At 59.6% G+C, this 21,244-nt stretch carries 17 protein-coding genes and 1 tRNA gene; 6 read left to right on the top strand and 12 right to left on the bottom strand.

Annotation, left to right across the window (positions count from 1 at the left end; all coding sequences use genetic code 11):
• Positions 1 to 2: 2 nt before the first annotated feature.
• Entirely contained in the window at positions 3 to 1,424 is a 1,422-nt protein-coding gene (locus Q0520_RS05300; RefSeq protein WP_298667390.1) for an aldehyde dehydrogenase family protein, read from the bottom strand.
• A 266-nt stretch (positions 1,425 to 1,690) separates the two neighbouring features.
• Here Q0520_RS05300 and Q0520_RS05295 point away from each other — a divergent pair, with 266 nt between their 5' ends.
• Positions 1,691 to 5,200, top strand: a complete 3,510-nt coding sequence (locus Q0520_RS05295) for a tetratricopeptide repeat protein (protein WP_298667389.1) — start codon at positions 1,691 to 1,693, stop codon at positions 5,198 to 5,200.
• Between the two features lie 10 nt (positions 5,201 to 5,210).
• Here the strand turns inward: Q0520_RS05295 and Q0520_RS05290 are convergent, their stop codons facing one another.
• Together Q0520_RS05290 and acs are read right to left on the bottom strand one after the other, a co-directional pair.
• Entirely contained in the window at positions 5,211 to 6,446 is a 1,236-nt protein-coding gene (locus tag Q0520_RS05290; RefSeq protein WP_342765240.1) for an OFA family MFS transporter, read from the bottom strand.
• A 4-nt stretch (positions 6,447 to 6,450) separates the two neighbouring features.
• Positions 6,451 to 8,343, bottom strand: a complete 1,893-nt coding sequence (gene acs, locus Q0520_RS05285) for an acetate--CoA ligase (protein WP_298667388.1) — start codon at positions 8,341 to 8,343, stop codon at positions 6,451 to 6,453.
• Positions 8,344 to 8,450: 107 nt separating this feature from the next.
• On the opposite strand from acs, the gene Q0520_RS05280 reads away from it, so the two are divergent.
• Complete coding sequence (locus Q0520_RS05280; protein ID WP_298667387.1) at positions 8,451 to 9,869, top strand: PAS domain S-box protein; 1,419 nt, start codon at positions 8,451 to 8,453, stop codon at positions 9,867 to 9,869.
• An 11-nt stretch (positions 9,870 to 9,880) separates the two neighbouring features.
• Here the strand turns inward: Q0520_RS05280 and Q0520_RS05275 are convergent, their stop codons facing one another.
• The 5 genes from Q0520_RS05275 to Q0520_RS05255 form a co-directional block, all read right to left on the bottom strand.
• Entirely contained in the window at positions 9,881 to 10,162 is a 282-nt protein-coding gene (locus tag Q0520_RS05275; RefSeq protein ID WP_298667386.1) for a hypothetical protein, read from the bottom strand.
• A gap of 106 nt (positions 10,163 to 10,268) precedes the next feature.
• Positions 10,269 to 11,588 (bottom strand): serine/threonine-protein kinase, encoded by a 1,320-nt coding sequence (locus tag Q0520_RS05270; protein WP_298667385.1) that lies wholly within the window; start codon positions 11,586 to 11,588, stop codon positions 10,269 to 10,271.
• Between the two features lie 25 nt (positions 11,589 to 11,613).
• Positions 11,614 to 12,408 carry an FHA domain-containing protein gene (locus Q0520_RS05265; protein WP_298667381.1) on the bottom strand — a complete coding sequence of 265 codons (795 nt, stop codon included), beginning with the start codon at positions 12,406 to 12,408 and terminating at the stop codon, positions 11,614 to 11,616.
• Positions 12,409 to 12,486: 78 nt separating this feature from the next.
• Positions 12,487 to 13,161: an NAD(P)/FAD-dependent oxidoreductase gene (locus tag Q0520_RS05260; protein ID WP_298667403.1), complete on the bottom strand. Its 675-nt coding sequence runs from the start codon at positions 13,159 to 13,161 to the stop codon at positions 12,487 to 12,489.
• Positions 13,162 to 13,282: 121 nt separating this feature from the next.
• On the bottom strand, positions 13,283 to 14,023 hold the full coding sequence (locus tag Q0520_RS05255) for a TrmB family transcriptional regulator (RefSeq protein ID WP_298667368.1): 741 nt from the start codon (positions 14,021 to 14,023) through the stop codon (positions 13,283 to 13,285).
• Positions 14,024 to 14,263: 240 nt separating this feature from the next.
• Between Q0520_RS05255 and Q0520_RS05250 the strand changes: the two genes are divergently transcribed.
• Together Q0520_RS05250 and Q0520_RS05245 are read left to right on the top strand one after the other, a co-directional pair.
• Positions 14,264 to 14,653 carry a hypothetical protein gene (locus Q0520_RS05250; RefSeq protein ID WP_298667366.1) on the top strand — a complete coding sequence of 130 codons (390 nt, stop codon included), beginning with the start codon at positions 14,264 to 14,266 and terminating at the stop codon, positions 14,651 to 14,653.
• Between the two features lie 50 nt (positions 14,654 to 14,703).
• On the top strand, positions 14,704 to 17,016 hold the full coding sequence (locus Q0520_RS05245; RefSeq protein ID WP_298667363.1) for an RND family transporter: 2,313 nt from the start codon (positions 14,704 to 14,706) through the stop codon (positions 17,014 to 17,016).
• A gap of 249 nt (positions 17,017 to 17,265) precedes the next feature.
• On the opposite strand, the gene Q0520_RS05240 is transcribed toward Q0520_RS05245, so the two are convergent.
• Positions 17,266 to 17,338 (bottom strand) — tRNA-His (locus Q0520_RS05240).
• A gap of 281 nt (positions 17,339 to 17,619) precedes the next feature.
• Here Q0520_RS05240 and infB point away from each other — a divergent pair.
• Positions 17,620 to 19,428 (top strand): translation initiation factor IF-2, encoded by a 1,809-nt coding sequence (gene infB / locus Q0520_RS05235; RefSeq protein ID WP_298667361.1) that lies wholly within the window; start codon positions 17,620 to 17,622, stop codon positions 19,426 to 19,428.
• Between the two features lie 70 nt (positions 19,429 to 19,498).
• Positions 19,499 to 19,903, top strand: coding sequence for a 30S ribosomal protein S6e (locus tag Q0520_RS05230; RefSeq protein WP_298667359.1), 405 nt, complete (start codon positions 19,499 to 19,501; stop codon positions 19,901 to 19,903).
• 6 nt (positions 19,904 to 19,909) lie between these two features.
• Here the strand turns inward: Q0520_RS05230 and Q0520_RS05225 are convergent, their stop codons facing one another.
• From Q0520_RS05225 to Q0520_RS05215, 3 genes are all read right to left on the bottom strand, one after another.
• Entirely contained in the window at positions 19,910 to 20,374 is a 465-nt protein-coding gene (locus Q0520_RS05225; protein ID WP_298667357.1) for a DUF2240 family protein, read from the bottom strand.
• Positions 20,371 to 20,793, bottom strand: a complete 423-nt coding sequence (locus Q0520_RS05220) for a hypothetical protein (protein ID WP_298667355.1) — start codon at positions 20,791 to 20,793, stop codon at positions 20,371 to 20,373. Before Q0520_RS05220 ends, Q0520_RS05225 begins: the two co-directional genes overlap by 4 nt.
• 31 nt (positions 20,794 to 20,824) lie before the next feature.
• The coding region (locus tag Q0520_RS05215) for a PKD domain-containing protein (protein ID WP_298667353.1) at positions 20,825 to 21,244 on the bottom strand (420 nt) is incomplete at its 5' end.

Genomic DNA, 21,244 nt, shown 5'->3' with positions numbered 1-21,244 from the left:
GGTCACACACGCCTGTTCAGGACCATCAGCCGCGGCTCGGTCATCTCCTCGATCGCGTACCTGGGCCCTTCCCTCCCCGACCCTGACGCCTTCACCCCACCGTAGGGCATGGCGTCGGCCCTGAATGTCGGGACATCGTTGACGACGAGGGCACCTGCCTCACACTCGTCAAAGGCATGGAAAGCACGTTCAAGGCGATCGGTGAAGATACCTGTCTGGAGACCGAAGGGGGAGTCGTTCGCCGCGGCAAGGGCGGTTGCGAAATCGTCGAAGGGGGTGACAGTGATCACCGGTGCAAACATCTCCGTCGCGTTCACCCGCATCGCCGGCAGGGTGTCGGCGAGGATCGTCGGGGCGAAGAGAGTGCCCGCCCGTGTCCCACCGGCGAGGACGGTCGCACCGCCGGAGACGGCTTCACGGACTTTTTCCTCGGCCGCGGCTTCCTCCGAGATCATGGGGCCCACATCGACGGCAGGGTCGCGGGGGTCGCCGGTCCTGAGAGCACCGGTCCGTTCCAGGACCATCTCCAGGCATTCGGCATACACCGAGCGGTGGAGGAAGACCCGCTGGACAGAGATGCAGACCTGCCCCGCACCGGAAAAACCGCCCTGCACGATCCTCTCCGCCGCATAGGGGAGGTCCGCGTCAGCGTCCACGATCACCGCAGCGTTCCCGCCGAGTTCGAGGCCGACCTTTTTTCTCCCGGCGATCTCGCGGAGGTGCCAGCCGACTGCCGGACTGCCAGTGAAAGAGAGGTAGGCGATACGGCCGTCCTGCACCATCCATTCGGCGACACCGGGAGTACACGGGAGGACTGAGACGGCATTTTTGGGGTACCCGGCCTCGATGAGGAGTTCGCCCAGGATGAGAGCGGAGAGCGGGGTCTTGGAGGACGGTTTCAGGATCACGGCATTGCCGGCGGCGACCGCCGGACCGATCTTGTGGCAGGCGAGATTGAAGGGGAAGTTGAAGGGGGTGATAGCAAGCACCGTACCCACGGGGACACGACGGAGATATCCAGTCCTGCCGGCCGTAGCAGGGGAGAGGTCGAGGGGGATCACCTCCCCGTAGATACGCCCGGCCTCCTCCGCACAGAGGATGATCGTCTCGACGGCGCGCTCTACCTCGGCTCTGGCCATGGCAATGGTCTTCCCGGTTTCGAGGGTGATAGTTGCCGCGACCTCGTCCTTCCGGTCTTCGATCAGATCGGCAAGGCGTTTGAGTACATGGATCCGTTCATGTGTCGGGAGTTTCCGGGTCTGACTGAAACCGTGCTGCGCAGAGCGGACGGCGTCCTCCAGGTCGACCACACCGGCGAGGCAGACGGTGTCGACGAGGGAGTCGTCGTACGGAAAACGGACTTCAAGAGTCGTCTCGCTCGTCCGCCACTCCCCACCGACAAGGAAGGGTCGAGGGCCTGTCATGCGGGGGGATGTTGCTGTCCGGGATATGGAGGTTTCGGTGGGGGAAGATCAAAAATGAAAGGACAGACGCTTGAATAACTCGGTTGAAACACCAGTCGAGCCATCCATGGGCAACGTTCTTATAGAATGGCATACCCTTTCTACGCACCGGTTCCGGGGGGCCAGCGGGGATGCAAGATCGCGAGTGCAGAATAGATCCCCTGAAATGTCTGCTCACTCTCACGCTACATTTGGTCATTATAGGTATACAGACCGCAATCTTCGCCATGGTAATCGGAGTCATTCTGTGGGGACTCTATTCAATTCTGCACATCCCGGAGACGCAAGGGATATTTTTTACAACTTTCATCGTCCTATCTGCAGTACTTCTGATCATAGTTTTTTTATGGTTGATTTCGCTGGATCACACCTACGTACGGAAATATCGATCTGATCTGAAACAGGGGCGAATACTCTTCCTCCCATGGGAGATCAGGATCAAAAAAGCATATTATAGATTCACGAAATGGATAAACAAAACAATATTAATTCTCCTCCAAAATTTCTTGCTCAGCACCAGTGTCATATGGTTCGTCATATTCATTAACCTGATAATATCCGATCTCTCCCAAGAAAAACTAAACAATATAATTTACTACATCGTTCAAAGTCTCAATACACTCTTTTCCCGCGATCTTATCACTCCGATCCTGATCCTCACTGTCGCTTTCATCGTCCTCGGGCAACTCAACCGGGCGCGTAAAACGCTGATCATCGAAGATGTTCAGGATTCAAAGAAAAAAAATGACAATAACAAGAATAATGGCGATAAAAAAGAAGCACCGAACTACCAATTGATGCTCATCGAAGAACTCAATAGGATTTATCGCGTTTACAGTGATGTCAACGAGCAACGCCCTATTAAGACCTCTATGGCAGAGAGATGCGACATCACCTCGGCGTCCCTGAGATCAGGGAGTCTGGACACCCTCCTCAGTGATGTAACCCTTTCAGAGACTGAAGTCGGTATCGGCCCGGTATCCGTCCCTGCCGGATTTTTGTTGTCCATGATAAACAAGGTACTGAAGGGCCCTCGCCTCCTCCTCTCGGTAGACCGTGAAGACAGGACGATCAGACTCAGTGCAGTGCTGGTATCTCCCAAAAATATTAGTTGGCAGGTCACGCGTCAGATGCAGGAGGGACAGGCCCAAAAAGTGAACACGATACACCCGCCAAAAAATCGACCAGATGAAGAGAACGGAGAACAAGAGGAGACTCTCTGCGCAGAGATGGCCTCAGAACTTGCCTACCGGATCTTCACTGGTATGACACGCGGAAAGACCCAGCGCTGGGAGTCGACACGGGCATTCATCCAGGGTCTCGAAAAGTACCGAGAGTGTCTCTGGTCACCAAAAAACCAGATAAAATACCTCAAAAAAGCGGAGGACAAATTTGTTGAGGCACTCGGATATGATGAAGGTTACAAATTTGCCTGGTACAACCTTGGCATCGTCTATTCTGAAATGAAACGATACGATGCCGCAGAGAAGGCATTTTCCCATGCGACCGAGATCGACCACTCACAGTGGGAACCCTACTATGCAAAAGCGGTGAACGCCCTGTATCAAAACATAAAAGATAGGAAAAAAGCGTTCTGCTCAAAAGGAGATACAACAAAATACCCGCCATGCCGGATTCAGTGGATATTCTATTTGATTCAAGGGATCTCCCAAATTGCCACGATATCTAAAATATCTTTTATTGGCGCTCAATCTCGAGACAAAAACAAGATCATACGATCAGACTCATCCGCACATCACCGGGATGGGGCTCCATCCTCCAATAATCTCTCAAAATGTCAGGTAATCATCGCAAACCTCGATCAGGCAGAGAGGGCTCTGATAAAAAATCGTCGCAAAGACGTTCCAGAGGTCTTCAAGGTCAGAGGGGAGGCCTATCTCAGGGCATATAATCATAGTCCAGTTGGGGACGTTTTCAACCAGATTCAGAACAATATCCATCATTTCTACAGCAGTTTCGATCAGGTCGTCTTCGACCTCCAGGAGGCAACACTCTCAGCGTGGAGGCAGTATCAAGCATACCTTGCATCGTCACCGACAACAGTCTCAGAACTTGCCAGAGAGGAGACCGCATGCAGGATGATGCAGGAGTCCTTGAGTTCACTCGCCTATGCATATGCCCACTCGAACATCTCATACGCTGAGTGTCTCATCTCCCACGCCATCTCCATCGATCCAACCTGTCCTGAGGTCTACTATACCTGCGGTCGGATACATCTCAAGGGAGAGGAGTGGGATAAAGCGGTCAAAGCATTCAAGATGGCGACTGAGATCGCCCCTGATATGACGAAATATGACCTGGCTCTCACCATCTCTGAGAAGTGCCTCATGAGAGCAGGGGGGGTGCGGCGGGGGGAAGAAGGATCCCGCCAGATCATAGAGATGGAAAAAACGGATCCTGAGAATGAAAGAGAAGTTGTCAGGAAAGTGACCGAAGAAGAATTGGTAGAACTTAATGAGATTGTTGAAGATCTGAAAGGAGATGATATCGATAACGAAATGAAACGCATAATATATAGGTCTCACAGGGAGTATTGCACCGACCATCAGTTAAAGATCACCTCGTGCGGGGAATCAAAGTGCGGGGAAAAACTCTACACAACATGGTTGCCGTACTGGAAAGATCCTCTCACCTTTCAGAAACACTATGACCTCGCATGCCTGCACTATCGGAAAAAGAGATATGACCTTGCAATCGGATTCTGGACGACGACACTCCCACTCAGGCCACAGGATCCCAGGATCTCCGAATACATTGGGATCGCCTCGGTAAAACAGGTCATCACCTCCCATCCTCAGAATTATGATCAGATCCTGACAGGGGGTAAGAAAAACCTGGAGAATGCACTCCTGATATACCGGCACCGAATATTCAAGGCAACTGAGGCACAGAATAACGAGGAAGTGTTCCTGAAAGGAACGATACGTACCTATTACTGGCTTGGACGTCTCCTATCGATCAGGCAGAAGTATGTCCGTGCCATTGAGGTCTTCCAGGTCGCCCGCCAGATCACGGAAGACGTCTGCAAAGGCAACACGTCAGCCCTGAACAGGGGAATTACCTACAGGCTTGCATGGGCATACCTTCGAAACCGGGACTACGACCTGGCAGAGGAAGAATTCAGGAGGGCAATCAGTCCTCCTAAAACCGATCGTGGTGCAGACCGTAATACCGATCTCGGAAGAGACCTTGAAGATGACATCAACATCAAGGATATCCAGTTCTGTTCATATCTCGGCATGGCATATTCACATATCCTGCGGGGTATTTCTTCCGGGGAAGTGGCAAAATATCTGGGAAACGCAGCAGAAAAGATCAAAGAAGGCCTAAAAAACAAGACCTATTCTCATTGCTACGACTACTGCCTCGGCCTCTCCAGGTACACAGAGTACCTTTCTGGTCCCGGAAACAAAAAATTGCTCCTCATAGAGAGCATCACCGAACTCACGAATGGTCTGAAGAGTAGGCCGACGGCAGGAAAGTTCCTTGCTCTTGCCAGGGCCTGCACCACACTCGGCGAACTGGACGAGGTGAGGCCAGAGGAGGACACAAAAAAAGTGCAGAACATCCCTGCAAGGATGCCGAATCTCTCCCGTGCACGCGAATGCCTCATACTGGCCAGAAAGATGGACTATTACGGGAGGCATACAGAGGAGATCGAGACTCTCCAGAAGAGAGTTGAGAGATACATCGGCATACCGACCCCGGAAAAATAGGGGTCGAATTTCACGGTCTCCTCAGGAAAACCCATGCCGTCGCACACCCGGCCGCCGCAAGGAGGGTGACGACCGGGAAGACGCCCAGGTAACTCCCTGTCGCCGCCATCACGTAGCCTGCAAGCTGCGGCCCCGCGATGGCGCCGGCGCCGTAGGCCAAGAAGACCACGCCATAGCAACGGGGATAGTCGGAGGTCCCGAAGTAGAGGGCGGTCGTGGCCGGGGCGATCGCAAGCCACCCGCCCAGGCATCCCCAGAGAAGGGCGAAGGCCGGGACGTACGTCCAGCCTGCGGGTGAGAGCCACATCGCCGCGGACGCCGCACCGATCAGGACGAAGGAGAGCATCGCCGTCATCCGGGGAGAGATCCTGTCGGTGAGGGCGCCGAAGACCGGCCGACCCCCGCCATTGAAGAGGGCGAAGAAACCGACAAGCGCGGTCGCCAGCGCCGGTTCGATCCCCACTCCCGTGCCGACAGGCTTTGCGATGGAGATCGCCATCAGCCCGGCAAGGCAGCCGATGAAGTAGCAGACAAAGAGGCCGAAGAAGGCCGGCGTCCTGACCATATCCTCCCGCCTGTACTCGGAGGCCGCACCCCCTCCCCCCTCGGGCGGGCGCCAGCCTTTCGGGCTCCACCCGGGCGGCGGGAAGGAGAGGGGCAGGGCGCAGAGGACGAGGAGGAGGATGAAGGCGACGCCGAAGACGCGGAAGGTCTCCATCACGCCGACCGCCCCGATAAGAACGCCGGCGACGTTTGCGGTCACGAAGGCGGAGAAGCCGAAGCCGAGGAGAGTGAGCCCGACCGCAAGCCCCCGCCTGTCGGGAAACCACCTGGCCGCCACCGCCACCGGCACACCGTAGACGATCCCGACGCCAAGGCCGCCGACGACCCCGTACATCAGGGTGAGCATTGACACAGAACCGGCATAGGAGGCGAGCAGCCACCCGAGACCTGTCAGGACGCCGCCCGCGGCCGTGGCAACCCGCGGCCCCCGCACCTCGATGAACCGCCCTGCAAGGGGCATGGCGACAGCAAAGCATGCCAGAAAGACGGAGAAGGGGAGGAGGATCCCGGTCGCCGTCACCGCTGTCCCGGCCGCGGCGAAGTGGTCGGTCAGAGGGGCGACGAAGACGCTCCAGGAGTAGATGGAGCCGAGGCAGAGGTTGATGAGCATGCCGGTGAGGACGAGGAGCCAGCGCCCCCCCTCCGCCCGCATGCCCATGATAGTCTGGTCCTCTCCGGCCACTCCTTCAGTCCTCCAGGGTCGAGATGTCTCCGGGATCGATACCCATCTCCTTCGCCTTCAGGACGCGCCGCATGATCTTACCGCTCCGGGTCTTCGGGAGGGAGTCGACGAACTCGATCGCGGCCGGCATCGCGATCGGGCCGAGGCTCATCCGCACATGGTACGTGAGGTCGGCCTTCAACTTCTCGCCTGGTCTGTAGCCCTGTCTCAGGATGACGAACGCCTTGACCGCCTGCCCCTTGACGGCGTCGGGGACGCCGATCACCGCCGCCTCGGCGACCGCCTCGTGAGAGACGAGGGCCGACTCCACTTCGGCGGTGCCGATGTTGTGCCCGGCGACGATGATGATGTCGTCGGCACGGCCGAGGACCATGATATAGCCGTCCTCGTCCTTCACCGCGAGGTCGCCCGCGGTGTACATGGAGTCGATGGTCGTCCAGTACTGCCGGTAGCGCTCGTCATTGTTGTGGACGGTCCGCATCATGGAGGGCCAGGGCTCTCTGATCACCAGGAGACCGCCGATGCCGGGCGGGACCGGGTTGCCCTCCCGATCGACGACGTCGGCCACCACGCCGGGGAGAGGCCTGCCGGCAAAACCCGGCTTCATCGGTTCGCCGACTATGGTCGTGATCATGTGCATCCCTGTCTCGGTCTGCCACCAGGTGTCCACGATCGGGCAGCGGTCCTTCCCGACATTGTGGTAGAACCATTCGAAGGCCTCGGGGTTCAGGGGTTCGCCGACTGAACCGAGGACGCGGAGGGTGTCGAGGTTGGACCTGGCCGGCCATTCCTCGCCAAACCGCATGAACATCCTGATCACCGTCGGGGCGGTGTAGAAGACGGTCACGCCGAAGTCCTCGATGATCCGCCACCAGATGCCGGGGTCGGGGAAGTCGGGCGTTGTCTCGGTGAGGAGTACGGTGGCGCCGGCGGCAAGGGGCCCGTAGACGATGTACGAGTGGCCGGTGATCCACCCGGGGTCAGCGGTGCACCAGTAGACATCGTTCTCCTTGAGGTCGAAGACGTACTTCGTCGTGTAGTAGGCACCGACCATGTAGCCGGCAGAGGTGTGGACGATCCCCTTCGGTGTGCCTGTCGTCCCACTCGTGTACAGGATGAAGAGCGGGTCCTCCGCGTCCATCACCTCGGGTTCGCAGTGCGGCGCTGCCGCCGCCATGATCTCCTCGAAGTCCACCTCCATCTCGGAGAAGAGTTCGATCTCGGGTTTTGTCCGCCGCAGCACGACGATCTTCTCGACAGAGGGTGCGTTCACGACCGCTTCGTCGACGATGGTCTTCAGGGGCACTCTCTTGCCCCGCCTGAAGCCGACATCGGCGGTGATGACGATCTTCGCCCGGGCATCGCGGATACGGGTGTTGAGGGCCGATGCCCCGAAACCGCCGTAGACGATGCTGTGCACCGCACCGATCCGGGCGCAGGCGAGCATGGCGACGACCTGCTCGGGGACGAGGGGCATGTAGATGCAGACGCAGTCCCCCTTCCCGACGCCAAGGCTCTTGAGGGCGTTTGCAAAGCGCATCACATCGCGGTGGAGCTGGCGGTAGGTGAGCACCCGCTCGTTCTCGTCGTCCTCGCCCCGCCAGATCAGGGCGACCTTGTTCCGCCGCTCGCTGGCGGCGTGGCGGTCGAGGCAGTTGTGGGTGATGTTCAACTTCGCACCCGTGAACCAGCGGGCGTACGGATTTTTCCACTCCCGCACAGTCTGCCAGGGTGCGAACCACTCCAGTTCGCCGGCTATCCCTGCCCAGAAGCCCTCGGGGTCGTCGAGATAACGTTTGTACGCCGTCTCCCACTCTCCGAACCAGGAGCGTTCCCGGTACGCGGGGTCGGGCATGTAGACCTTTCCGGCAAGTTTCACGTCAAATGTCTCTGCCATCAGCACCACCTCCCGGACCAGCCCGGATCATTCTGCTGTGCATAGGTACTGATCTACATGATAGATAATGATAAATCTTCACTCTGCACAACAGATATGCAGTGCATATGCCCGGCAGAGCAGACAGGACAGGAGACACGATCGCGATCAGGGAACTCCTCAGGAAACACCCGAAAGGGCTCTCGATCACCGAGATCGCGGAGGCCCTCGGCCTCCACAGGAACACGGCCGCAAAGCACCTGGACATGCTCGTCCAGAAAGGGGAGGTCGATATCAGGAAGGTCGGAACCGCAAAGACATGCTTCCTTGCACGGAGGATGCCGGTCTCCGCCCTCCTTCACTTCTCCCTCCACCCGGTGGTCGTCGTCGACGCGAGGAACGAGGTGGTGATGGTGAGTCAGAGCGCCCTTACCCTCCTGGAATGCCCGCTGGAGGTGCTGTACGGGGAGAAAGTCCAGGACCTCCCCTATCCCCTCTTCACGATGCCGGAGTTTGGGGAAAGGTGCCGGGAGGCAGTGCAGGGGACACAGGCACTCTTCACGGTCACAACCGCGATCCGCGCACGACAGTGCCACCTCCGCATCCACCTCGTCCCGGTCGTCTTCGACACGGGAAAGGAGGGGTGCGCCATCGTGCTCATCGACGAGACCGCATACAGGGATCTGGCCAGGGCGCTGGAGACCTCGCAGCAACATTATGAGGCACTCGCCGAGGACATCCCCGGCTTCGTCCTCCACACAAAACCCGACCTCACCCTCGAGTTCGTCAACGAGGCATTCTGCAGGCATACCGGTCGGACGCAGGAGCAGTTGACAGGGTTCCGTTTCCTCCCCCTCCTCCCGCCCGGCGACAGGGAGCGGATGCGGGCGGCACTCATCTCCCTCACCCCGGAGAACCCGACCGCCTCCCTGGAGGTCAGGTCGGTGAGGACAGACGGCACCCTCGGATGGGAGAGATGGCAGGTCAGGGGCATCTTCGGGGAGGGGGGGAGAGCCCGCGGCTACCACCTGGCAGGCCTCGATATCACCGAAATGCAGCAGTGCAGGGAACAACTGGAGCAGTACCACGAGAACATGGAGCGGCTTATCGCCGGGCGGACCACCGGGATCCAGGAAGCGAACAGGACGCTCCTGGAGGTGCTCGCGGAGAAGGATGAGATCGAACGCGAACTCCTCTTCACCACCTTCGCCTTCGACCATGCCTCAGACTCGATCATCCTCTTTGACCGGGACGGCAGGATCTACAAGGCGAACGAGACGGCATGTAGTCTCCTCGGTTACAATCAGGACGAGATCCTCGCAGTCACCATCTTCGGCCTCAACCCCTCGGTCACCGCACCGCAGTGGGAGGAGATGTGGGCAAGGGCCGAGCCCGGGAAGAGGGAGAGGGTCGTCTCGGTCCACAGGAAAAAGGACGGCACCGTCTTCGAGGTCGAGGTCTCCCGGACCTTCGTGCGCTTCGCCGGGAGGATGTACTTCTGTTCCATCGCCCGCGAGGTCAGGGGCACGGAGAGGGTGAAAAAATAGAGGTATGATTTTCAGGTCCAGCAGATCCGCTGACAGGTCCGGGTCTGGTCACAGACGCCGGCACCGGTGCAGGTGCCATCACGGGACTGGCCCCTGAACTGGTACTGCTGGCAGGTGCCGTCCTCACCGCAGGGACAGGTGCCCGCAGACACATTCTCCTGAGCACTGTTCTGCCATGCGGCCTTGCCGACGCCGCCAAAACCACCTGCACCGCCCCATGCGACGGCCGGGGCCACCGCAACGAGGGCAAGACAGAGCAGGAGGGCCGCTCCGATCATGAGTTTTCCTTTCATGTCTCTCCTCCGTGCCGCCGGTCTCCCGACAGCTGCACATCAGGGGTCGGGGGCAGGGCTGATAAATACACAAAATGGAGGGGGTTCAGAACCTGAACCGATCGGTTCAGTATTCCACCGACCCGAGTGCGGCGAGGAGTTCCCCGGCCGATGAGATCCTCTTCTCCGGGTCTTTTTCGAGGCACCGGAGGAGGAGGGAGTCGAACCCCGCAAGGGCCGGGTCGACCTTCGAGAGAGGGACCGGCGTCCCCTCCAGGACAGCGGCCGAGTACTCACCGGGTCCGTCCCCCTCGTACGGGAGCCTTCCGGTCAGGAGTTCATAAAGCACGACACCGAGCTGGTAGAGGTCTGTCCGTGCACCGGCAGGGCCGTACCGGCCGGGCGCGAGTTGTTCCGGAGCGGCATACCTGAGAGAAAAGCCCGGGGCGGTGGTCTCGTCCCCGTCGCCGAGCACGCGACCGAGCCCCCAGTCGGCGATCTTCGGCGACCCGTCCGCGGCAAGGAGGATGTTACCGGGCTTGAGGTCGCGGTGGACGATGCCGCGGGCATGGGCACAGGCAAGGCCCTCCGCAATGCCGGACGCAATGCGACGGGCCTCACCCGGCGGCAGAGGTTTTGCGAGGCCAGCAAGGGACCGGTCGAGGTATTCCATCTCCACGTACGGCACAGGAAGGATGTTCACCGACCAGACACGGACGATATTCGGGTGGACGAGTTCCTTCCAGAGGCTTATCTCCTTGAGGAAGCACCGTCCCGTCGCCTCGTCGGCCCTGAGGGGCACCTTGACGGCGACCCTCTCCCCGTCGGTGCGCCTGACGGCCGCATAGACCTGCGCCGTTCCCCCCGTGCCGACAGGGGAGACGTCGCTGTACTTTTCCATGAGGGTAGGGGGAAAACCCGGGACTGCGACGGCGTCCGGGGCAAGGAGGACCGTGCGGTCGCTGTCGAGATCAGATTTTCTTTTCCTGATCCGGTAGAGGAGGTACGCTCCTGCCGCCGCCGCACCCGCACCGGCAACCGCCGCAATGAGAGGGTCGAAGCCTTCCCCGGTCCAGGGCGGGCCTCTCCCCTCGCCGGTCGCCGCACGCAGGTATGCATCTGTCGGCGCGGTCTCCACAGATTCCGGGTTCTCTTCGGCAGGGGTGGCAGGAAGGGAGGGCGGCAGGGGCGGCGGCGTCGCCTCAGGCACTGACATCGGAAGAGGGGTGGGCGACGCCGTTTCGGGCATGACTACAGGAGTGGGATCGGGCACGGGCGTCTTCTCCTCCTTCAATTGGCCCGGGGCCGTCGCCTGGCCGTGATCATCGGAGGCGCTGGTATTTCCGCCCGACCCACGTGGACCCTTCCCGGGCGTGTCATGGGCCGCCAGCGCCGGGGCGGCACAGAGGACAAGAAGAAGAACGCAGGCTATGATCCACCACCGCATGCAATGAGGTGGGAAGTCCGGGCTATTAAGACGGGCGATCCTGATCATCGTCAGGGAGGGGGACGGTGAAGAGGAGGCGTGCACCCTGCGGGCCGCGGGAGAGGTCGATGAGGTCGCCGTCGGCAAGGGGGCGGCGCTCGTGCTGCCGGAGAGGGACGGCATTCACCGCCGTCCCTCCCGTGCTCCCGCGGTCCTCGACATGCCAGACACCGCCGGAGAGGCTCAGCAGGCAGTGAGGACGGGAGACGCGGGTGACGGCCGCATACGCGGCGGAGAGGGAGATCACGCACCCCTCACGGGCGGCGGCGTCCGGGTCCTCGCGGCCGACGGCACAGCGGGCCCCGGTGAGAGGGAAGGCACGGCCGTCGTCGGGACCGCCGACGACAAGGACAACAGGCGTGCCGCCGGAGAAGGCCGCCACGACACGGTCCTTCATCTCCCGCAGGCGGAGAGAGACCCCCTGCGCGTCGGCCGCGATCCCGAGATTCCCGAAGATCCCGAGGTTCTGTATGACCGTTTCCAGACCTCCCGGCACCAGGGAATACTTCCAGACAGGGTGGACACCGGTCGCGGTCTCCCCCGAGAACCCCGCCTCTTTCTTCACGAGGCCGGCGAGGAGGAGTCTGTCAAGGTGCTTTTTTGTATTCTCGTAACTCGTCCCGATGGCCCGCGAGATCTCCCGCACATCCCGCGGCGTGCGCTCAATGATCTTCAGGATACGCAGGCGCGTTGGGTTCCCGAGGACGTCCAGATACTCGGAGAGTTCCTCCAGAAAGTCCTGATCGGCGCCTGAGACGAGGGTGCGATCGCCGTCGGTCATCAGGGAGTATGGGGGGAGCATGGTAGATAACTCGCATGGGTCAGGGGAAAAAGTGAGATTCGAGAGGTCAGGCAGAGGTCAGACCTGGGGCGGCGCCAGGCCGAGCATGGCGGCACGCACCGTCTCGATTCCGACCCTTTCAGCAAAACGCGGTGTCCTCTCACCAGGTTTCCCGTTGTCGCGGTAGTACTCGAGGAGGCGCCGTACCATGCTGACGGCCTCATCGGCCGGGAGGTCCTTTGCCACCACATCGCCGATCCTGGGGCGTCCTCCCGAGTTCCCGCCGAAGGTCACCGTCCACCCTTTCGCAGTCCCGATCAGCCCGATGTCCCGCACATAACTCTCACCGCAGCAGCGCGGGCACCCGGAGACCCCCATCTTCAGTTTCGCCGGGAGGTTCAGGTCCTGGTTCACCTCCTCGAGTTTCAGGCCGAGGCCGAGAGAGTCCTGCACGCCGTACTTGCAGGTCTCTGTCCCCGGACAGGTCTGGACATAGTGGAGACAGGGCGCCGTCGCCTCGCCGACAGTCATCCCGAGTTCCTTCCAGACATTGTCGACATCCTCTTCCTTGATCCCGACGAGTGCCATCCGCTGTCCGGAGGTCATCTTGATGACCGGGATAGTATACCGTCGCACCGCCTTGACGATGTTTTCCAGGTCTTCAGGGGCGATGATCCCGGCTGGCGTCCTCGGGACGATCGCATAGGTCTTCCTGTCGCGCTGGAGAATCGCACCTCTTGGTCCGTCTTCCATCATACATCAACTCTCCTTCACCGTGGCATGACCACGGCAGAAGCCTGGGGCCCATTATATTCATGGGGGGATATAATATTGGCGCAGTCAGGGGAAGGATCACGACGGGGACGGCACGGCGTCACCCCTCCATATGCTCTATCAGGGAAAGGAGGAAATATCTCATGAAGGTGGTTTCAGACCCGATGACCGCAAACCTCTCAGTGCCCGAGGACCCAACGGTGATAAATTCGCCGTTGTCGATCAGGATGAAACACTCCTGCTGCGTCTGGACAGCAGCGGGTGATTGCCGGGCCAGGAGTTCGGCCACAATCCCAGTCCCCTCGAAGAGAGGGAGGTCGATCCCGGAGAATGCCTCCCTGTCCCTCACAAGGACATAGAGATCGATCCTCTTCTGAAGGGCCTTCAGGACCTTCTGGTTCTTCCTGAGAAAAGAGGGGCCCTCGCAGATGAGGACCATGCGCTCCTTCGCCTTCCTGAAAAAAGACAAGACCTGATTCTCGATCGCCCAGTCGCTCCTGAGCATGTAGAAGGGCGGCGGCGGGATAGGGACGGCAGATGAGAGGTTCTTGAGATCTGCCCTCGTCTTTTCCAGGGAGGCGAGGTATTTGTCCCTGAGGTGGTCGATCACCTCGTCGGGGTCGACGGCATGATAACGAGAGGGCGAACCGTCTTCCACCCCGACAAAACCGCGCTGCGCCAGGTCGTGAAGGATCTCGTAGATCCGGCCCCGCGGCACCTTGCTTGCCTCGTGGATCTCCCGCGCCGTCGCCCTCCGAAGGCCGACAAGAGTGGAGTAGACTCTTGCCTCGTATTCTGTGAGCCCCAGGGTGCGGAGTTGCAGGACGATCTCGTCTGTCATTGCCCACCTGTTCGTGCCACACGCCCTTCAGTGTATCTCATTTGCAACTCCTGCAAGGTGCACCTCCACAATAAAATCGCAGAGTGGGGTATGCTGACCCCCGGGGGATACCAGGAACCTTTTTTTACCCGGACCATCCTGATGCGGCGGCCCCGGACCACACAGGACCCAGAGATGAACCTCCCCCCAGTTGCACCAGACTGATATAGCAGCGAACCGCGTGATGATCAGGAAACATCGATGACCCGAACGCAGGAAATACAGGAAACAAACCAGACATACGGAAAAAAGTTCTCAGCAGAATCTTCCCGTGGGGGGACATATTGCTATGAAACCGCACGTATCTGGGAAGAGGCAGGGTTCACCCCGCCCCCGGTCTGCCAGGCCGTCGTCGAGATTCTTCATCTCCAGAGTATGGAGGAGAGGCCCGACAGGGATGTTTTCCCCCCTCACGCACGGGACGTCCTCCTCCATACAGAGAACACCGGGAAAGAGTGCGTGATCACCGATCCCGCACACCTGCGCAAGGTCGCCCGTGAGTGGGGCGTGCCGGTCGCGGGTATGAGCGACCAGGAAGTCGCAGACCTGATGACCCTCCAGATCATCGCCGACTATTGCATCCAGCCCTGAGAATACGCAGAGATATCCAGAACCGCACACAAAAAACACAGGAGACACCCATGAGATCACCCTATGAGCTCCTTGCAAGAGCCATTACAAAACGTCCATTCGCCGTCCTGGGAGTTGTCGCAGCTGTCTTCATGCTCGCCCTCTTCGGCCTCTCGATGGTGAGCATGGAAACGGGCGACGACACGTATATCGACAAAGATACACCAAGAGGAGCGTTGCTTGCCCACTATAAGGACACCTATGGTTCAGACGCTATCATGCTCATCTTCGAGTGCAACGACGTCACCAACCCGGACGTCCTCGCGTACATCGCAGAAATCGAAGATGACATCAGAAACGAGCAATATATCAATTCCGTCTCGGGTATCACCGATCTGATGAAACGGGCCAACGGCGGTATCCTGCCGACCTCCAGCGCGGAGGTAAGCGCCATCAAAAGCGGGGTACCCGCAGAGATGCTGGAACGTTACCTGCCGTCTTCGATGATGACGATCTCGGTCATCACGCTGGATCCGGGCACAGAGAGCAATGTCCAGAAACAGGTACTGGACAGTATCAGGACGATTGTCTCCGTTTCCGAACCCCCCGCCAGTCTCTCGGTCACCCTCTCAGGCACGCCGGCATTCGCTCAGGAGATGGAGGAGGAGATAGGATCTTCCATGAGTATTCTCATCCTCGCGGCAATGCTCCTGATGCTCATTGTCGTCGGCACCCTCTTCTCGCATGTCAGGTACCACCTCCTCCCGGTCGTAATCGTGGGAGGAGGCGTGATCCTGACCTTCGGGGTTATGGGACTTCTCGGCATTCCAGTCTCCATGACTGTCGTCGGGGCCTTTCCGGTGCTCATCGGGATCGGGATCGACTATGCAATCCAGATCCACGCACGCTTTGACGAGGAGATGCAGCACGGCACCATCCCGGACGCGGTGAAGGCAACGGTCACCAAATGCGGGTGGGCCGTGCTGATCGCCATGCTTGCGACTGTGTGCGGTTTTATCGCCATGTTTTTCGCCCCAATCCCGATGATCGCCGATTTCGGGATCACCTGTGTCATCGGTGTGACCTGCTGTTACCTGGCGGCCCTGGTCATCGTGCCGCTCTTCGGGGTCATCACGAAGTACAAGGTAAAGGAGAAGAAGGGAAAACTTGACGATGTGAAGGCCTGCGAACTCAACTGGAAGGGGTGCGAGACCGAACCGGCCCACAAAGAAGGCTCCTTCGGTTCCCTGATCGAGCGCTACAACCACGCACTGAGCAGAGTTGCCCTTGCCATCGCAAAAAACCCGGTCCCGATCCTGCTGATCCTCGGCCTCGTCGCTGTAGTGGGATATGAGATGGATGCCGAAGTGCCCATCAATGCCGATGAGAACACCTTCGTCCCCTCCGACATGCCAGCCCTCCTCGACATGGAGAAGGTGACCAGGACCATGGGTTCCACGACCTCGATTCCGGTGGTCGTGACCGGAGACAACGTTCTCAGCGCGGATACACTCCGGTGGATCGATGGGTTCACAGCATATGAACAGGAACGGAACGACAAGATGACCGGTGCGACGAGCATCGTAACCCTGATCAAACAATACAACAACGGCGTGCTGCCCGACACCGAGGGGGAGGTGAAAGAGGTTCTTTCGCAGGTCCCTGAGGATTCACGCGACCGCTACCTCAACGGGAATATGGAGACGGTGATCGAGTTCTCAACGGTGGATATGACAGTGGAGACCGCGAGAACCATGATCCAGAACCTGATAAAAGAGGCGGCCTGGTATCCGGCCCCGCCCGGTATTGAGGTGAAGGTGACCGGGGGCACCGACATGTTCGCCGCCGTGATGGACGACATCGACAGGTCGAAGACGATGATGGTCATCGCCGGGTTCATCCTCATCCTTGCCTTCCTCCTGCTCGTCTACCGGCGGGTCAACGCCATCACCCCCCTGATCCCGATCGTCATGGTCGTCGGGTGGAACGGGGCGATCATGTACCTGCTCGGCCTCGACTACACCCCGATGACGGCCACCCTTGGTTCGATGTCCATTGGCGTGGCCTCGGAGTACACGATCCTGATCATGGAACGGTTCGAGGAGGAACTCGCACGGGGTCTCGACCTCTACGATGCGATCCAGACTGCCGTCCAGAAGATCGGGATGGCGATCACCGTCTCCGGTCTGGCGACAGTCTCCGGGTTCTCGGCGCTCACTCTCTCGGCCTTCAATATTATCTCGAACTTCGGGCTCGTAACTGTTATCTCCGTCGGGTTTTCCCTCCTGGGAGCGATCCTGGTGATGCCGGCAGTGCTCGCAGTGATGTACCGCTTCACCCATCACCAGGCGGCGCAGGACACACCTGCGGCGCCGCAGGCATGAAAAAAGGCTCATCTCTTTTTTTTCACGGCACGCCCCGCGGAGTGTGGGCGCGGATCCACTGCCTTCCCCCTATAGTCCCCCGGCACAGGCACTCTGGAACAGGAATTTTTCGGAGCCCGTCGTTCATGCATCTAAGATCAAAGAGAATACATCGACCCGAGCATGAGGAATTCCCCGGAGTCAAAACAGCCACGAGATCAACACAGAAACAATACGCACAGAAACCCGAGAACAGTCCAAAAACAAGAAGGCCGGGGCCGAGATTTGAACCCGGGTCGGGGGATCCACAGTCCCCTAGGATGACCGACTACCCTACCCCGGCAAATACCTCTACAATGTTATCTGGCACTACTGATTAACTTATCGCAGATACGACGGGAGTGCACCCGATACGGCGCCGGTACACCGGCATGCAGTGCGTGCGCGGACGCGGAAGAGCATTAATAGTGTGAGATGTCCTAATATAGTCAAAACCCGTCATCGACAGTGGACAGGTTTTTTCCCAAAGCGACGGCGAATCAATGCCTGACACGAGGAGAGTGCCAGATATCGAGGCACCACCCGTGTCCGGTGCGTCAGACAGGGAAGACAGGGGATCAGGAAATGGCCAAGAAAAAGAAACAATCACAGGAGACAGAGGGATCCGGGATCAGGACGCCAATCGTCTGCGTCCTCGGGCACGTCGACCACGGGAAGACCTCTCTCCTCGACTATATCAGGGGATCGTCGGTCACCTCCGGGGAGGCCGGCGCGATCACCCAGCATATCGGAGCGACGCTGGTTCCCCTCGACGCCATCGCTAAGATGGGCGGGGCCTTCCAGAAACTGCAGATCAACATCCCCGGTCTCCTCTTCATCGACACCCCCGGCCACCAGGCCTTCACGACGCTCAGGGCCCGCGGCGGCGCACTTGCCGACATGGCGATCCTTGTGGTGGACATCAACGAGGGCTTCCAGCCGCAGACCATCGAGGCACTCGAGATCCTGCGGACCTACAAGACACCCTTCGTCGTCGCGGCGACGAAGATCGACAAGATCCACGGCTGGAGGGTGAACACAAAAGCCCCCTTCAAAAAGACCTTCGAGGCACAGGGAGACCACGTGAAGCAGGCCTTCGAGACGAAGACCTACGAACTGATCGGCAAACTCTCGGAGATGGGCTTCAACTGTGAGCGGTACGACCGGGTGAGCGACTTCGCCCGCAACATCGCCATCGTCCCGGTCTCCGGGATCACAGGCGAGGGCGTGCCCGACCTGCTCCTCATGCTCATCGGGCTTGCCCAGCGCTACATGACACAGGAACTCGCCGTCTCGGTCAACGGACCCGGACAGGGTACAGTCCTTGAGGTGAAAGAGGAACGGGGCCTTGGCGTGACCCTCGACGTCATCCTCTATGACGGTACCCTCAGGGTCGGGGACGAGATCGCGGTCGCAACAGCCGACGGCGTGATCAACCCGAAGGTACGGTCTCTCCTCAAGCCGCGGCCGATGTCGGAGATCCTCGTCGAAGACAGGTTTGAGCGGGTGAAGTCGGTCACCGCCGCCGCCGGCACCAAGGTCTCCGCACCCCACCTCGAAGGGGTCATCGCGGGATCGCCCCTGCGGGTGATCCCGGCGCCCGAAGATCTCGAAAGTGTCAACGAGGAGGTCAGGCGGGAGGTCGAGGAGATCCACGTCGCTCTCTCCGAAGAAGGCATCACCATCAAGGCCGACACCATCGGCGCCCTCGAAGCGCTGGCGAAGGAACTCGAAGACCACCACATCCCCATCATGAAGGCCGAGGTCGGCCCGGTCTCGCGCCACGACCTCATCGAGGTCGGGACGGTCAAGGAGCCCCTCAACGCAGTCCTTCTCGCCTTCAACACCACAATCCTCCCCGACGCCCTCGACATCCTCAAAGACCCTGCAAACAAAGTGACGGTCTTCACAGGGGACGTCATCTACCAGCTCATTGAGGACTACACCGAGTGGGTCGAAGACCAGAAGAGGAAGATCGAAGCGGCCCGCTTCGAGCACATCATCCTGCCGGCAAAGGTCACGATCCTTGAAGGGTGTATCTTCAGGCAGAGCAACCCCGCCGTCGTCGGCATCAGGGTGCTCGGCGGGAAACTGCGGGGCGGGGTCTACCTGATGCGCAGGGACGGCAGGAGGATTGGACAGTTGAAAAATATTCAGATCAGAGGGGAGAACGTCCCTGATGCCGACGCAGGCGCGGAGGTCGCCGTCTCGATCGAGGGGGCGACGGTCGGCAGGCAGATCAACGAGAAAGACGAGTTGTACGTTGAGATCCCCGAAAACCATGTCAAGGTGCTCGAAAAGGAGATGCTCGGAACCCTCAAGCCCGGGATGCGCGAGGTGCTCGAGGAGTACACCCAGATGCGGAGAAAGGAGAACCCCTTCTGGGGGAAGTAGTTTTAATATAGGTATCATCCTATTTTATAGTCACGTCTGATATCATCAGGATGAGAAGGAGTCAGAGATAATGGTTGATTTCAAGGTTGTCGTATCTGACAGGAAGGCGGGCCGCGCCTACAATATTGAAGCAAGCGGGGCGGCCGCATCGGCATTGATCGGGAAGAAGATCGGGGACGAGGTCGACGGCGCACCCCTCGGCCTCGCCGGCTACACCATCCAGATCACCGGCGGTTCTGACAGGACCGGTATCGCCGCCAGGAAGGACCTGCCGGGCGCAGGCCGCAGGCGCATCCTCCTGTCCGAAGGCGTCGGTTTCCACCCGGAGCACGAGGGGCAGAGGAGGAGAAAGTCGGTCCGCGGGAACGAGATCAGCGCCGACTTCGTCCAGATCAACGCCGTCGTCGCCCAGTACGGGGCGCAGCCCATTGATGCGCTCCTCGGCAAGGGCGGCGAAGCGGCTGCAGAGAACTAAAAAAATCTATTTTTTCTGGAGAACACTCTCACGGAGAGCAGGCAGGAGATCCTGCCATGCAACACCGTACCTGCGGGCGAGCATGACGGCTGCAGCCGCAGGCTGGAGTTTGCCGTCGAACTCTTCATCGATGACCCCATTCATCTCGGCAGTCACCTCGTTTACGTCCTTCCCGGTCGACGACGCGATCCTGCCGACGAGGTCACGCAGCGGATCGGGAGCCTCGACGACCTCGGGGCCAGGCCTGAAACCGAGAGGGACCGTTACCGACGAGAGATCAAAGAGCGGGACGACCTTCCCGTCCTTCACACAGAGAAGGCCGGTAGATTCTCCCCGGCGGAGAACAGTGTTCGCCTGCTCGACGTTCAGCCACTTCCTGTCCAGGGCAAGAAAAAATACGAACTGATTTTTCTCCAGTTCCCCCTTATGCATCTGCTTGAAGGGGGCCGCAACAGTGATCTGGAGGCTCACTCGCAGGCACCCTTCAGGATCTCACGGACGTCCACCGCATCCATCGAACCGGTCACGCCTTCCTTGACGACGAAGACCTCAGACTGCGGGCCGCGGTCGACGATCCGCATCAGGAATACGTTCTCAGAGACAGGACGTCGGCCTTCTGCCCGCAGGAGGGTTTCATGGACCGAGAACCTGAAATCCGCAGACTCGGTCACCTCGGTGGCGAGGGTGGGGATGAGGTCAAGGGGGAGGAACCGCGTCCTGTCGTCAGCAATCTCAAGGAGGAGGTCGCGCTTGAGGAGGTCATCACCCTGCCGGCAGGTGATGTGGGTGCGGTGGAGGGCCGCAACGTACCTGAGGGCCTGCCCAAATGGCGAACTCAGGGTGAAGTTCAGGTCAAAGCGCGTTGGGAAGCGATAGTAGACTCTGCGCATTATAGACGTATGGGTGATCGGATCTAATAATCTATGCTGATCGCTCCTGATAGGTAAAATTCCGCACCTCCACCTCCCGTTCCGGGGGTACGGGTGACGAGGAGAGGACCAGGGGTGCTGTCACGGCGACGTAGTCGGAGCGTTCAAAGGAGGCGTTCTCCGTCCCACGGGAGACGGTGAGTTTCACCGTGTACGTGCCGGGCTTGCGGTAGATATGCAGGGGGTTCCGGTCCGACGAGATGTTCCCGTCGCCGAATTCCCACGACCACGAGGCCGGGAAACCCGCAGAGGCATCGGCAAACCGCACGGCAAAGGGGACCACCCCGGTCGTGGCATTGGCGGAGAAGTTGGCGCGGAGGAGATGGGGTCCCACCGTGACGAGAGCGGGGCGGTGCAGGGTGTCGTTGCCATGGGGGTTTGTGACCGTCAGGTTCACGGCGTATGTGCCCGG

Origin of the sequence: uncultured Methanofollis sp. (assembly GCF_937919355.1) — an archaeon.
GTDB lineage: Archaea > Halobacteriota > Methanomicrobia > Methanomicrobiales > Methanofollaceae > Methanofollis.
Note: the sequence above shows the minus strand (reverse complement) of the source record. Positions and strands in the feature narration are given on the sequence as shown.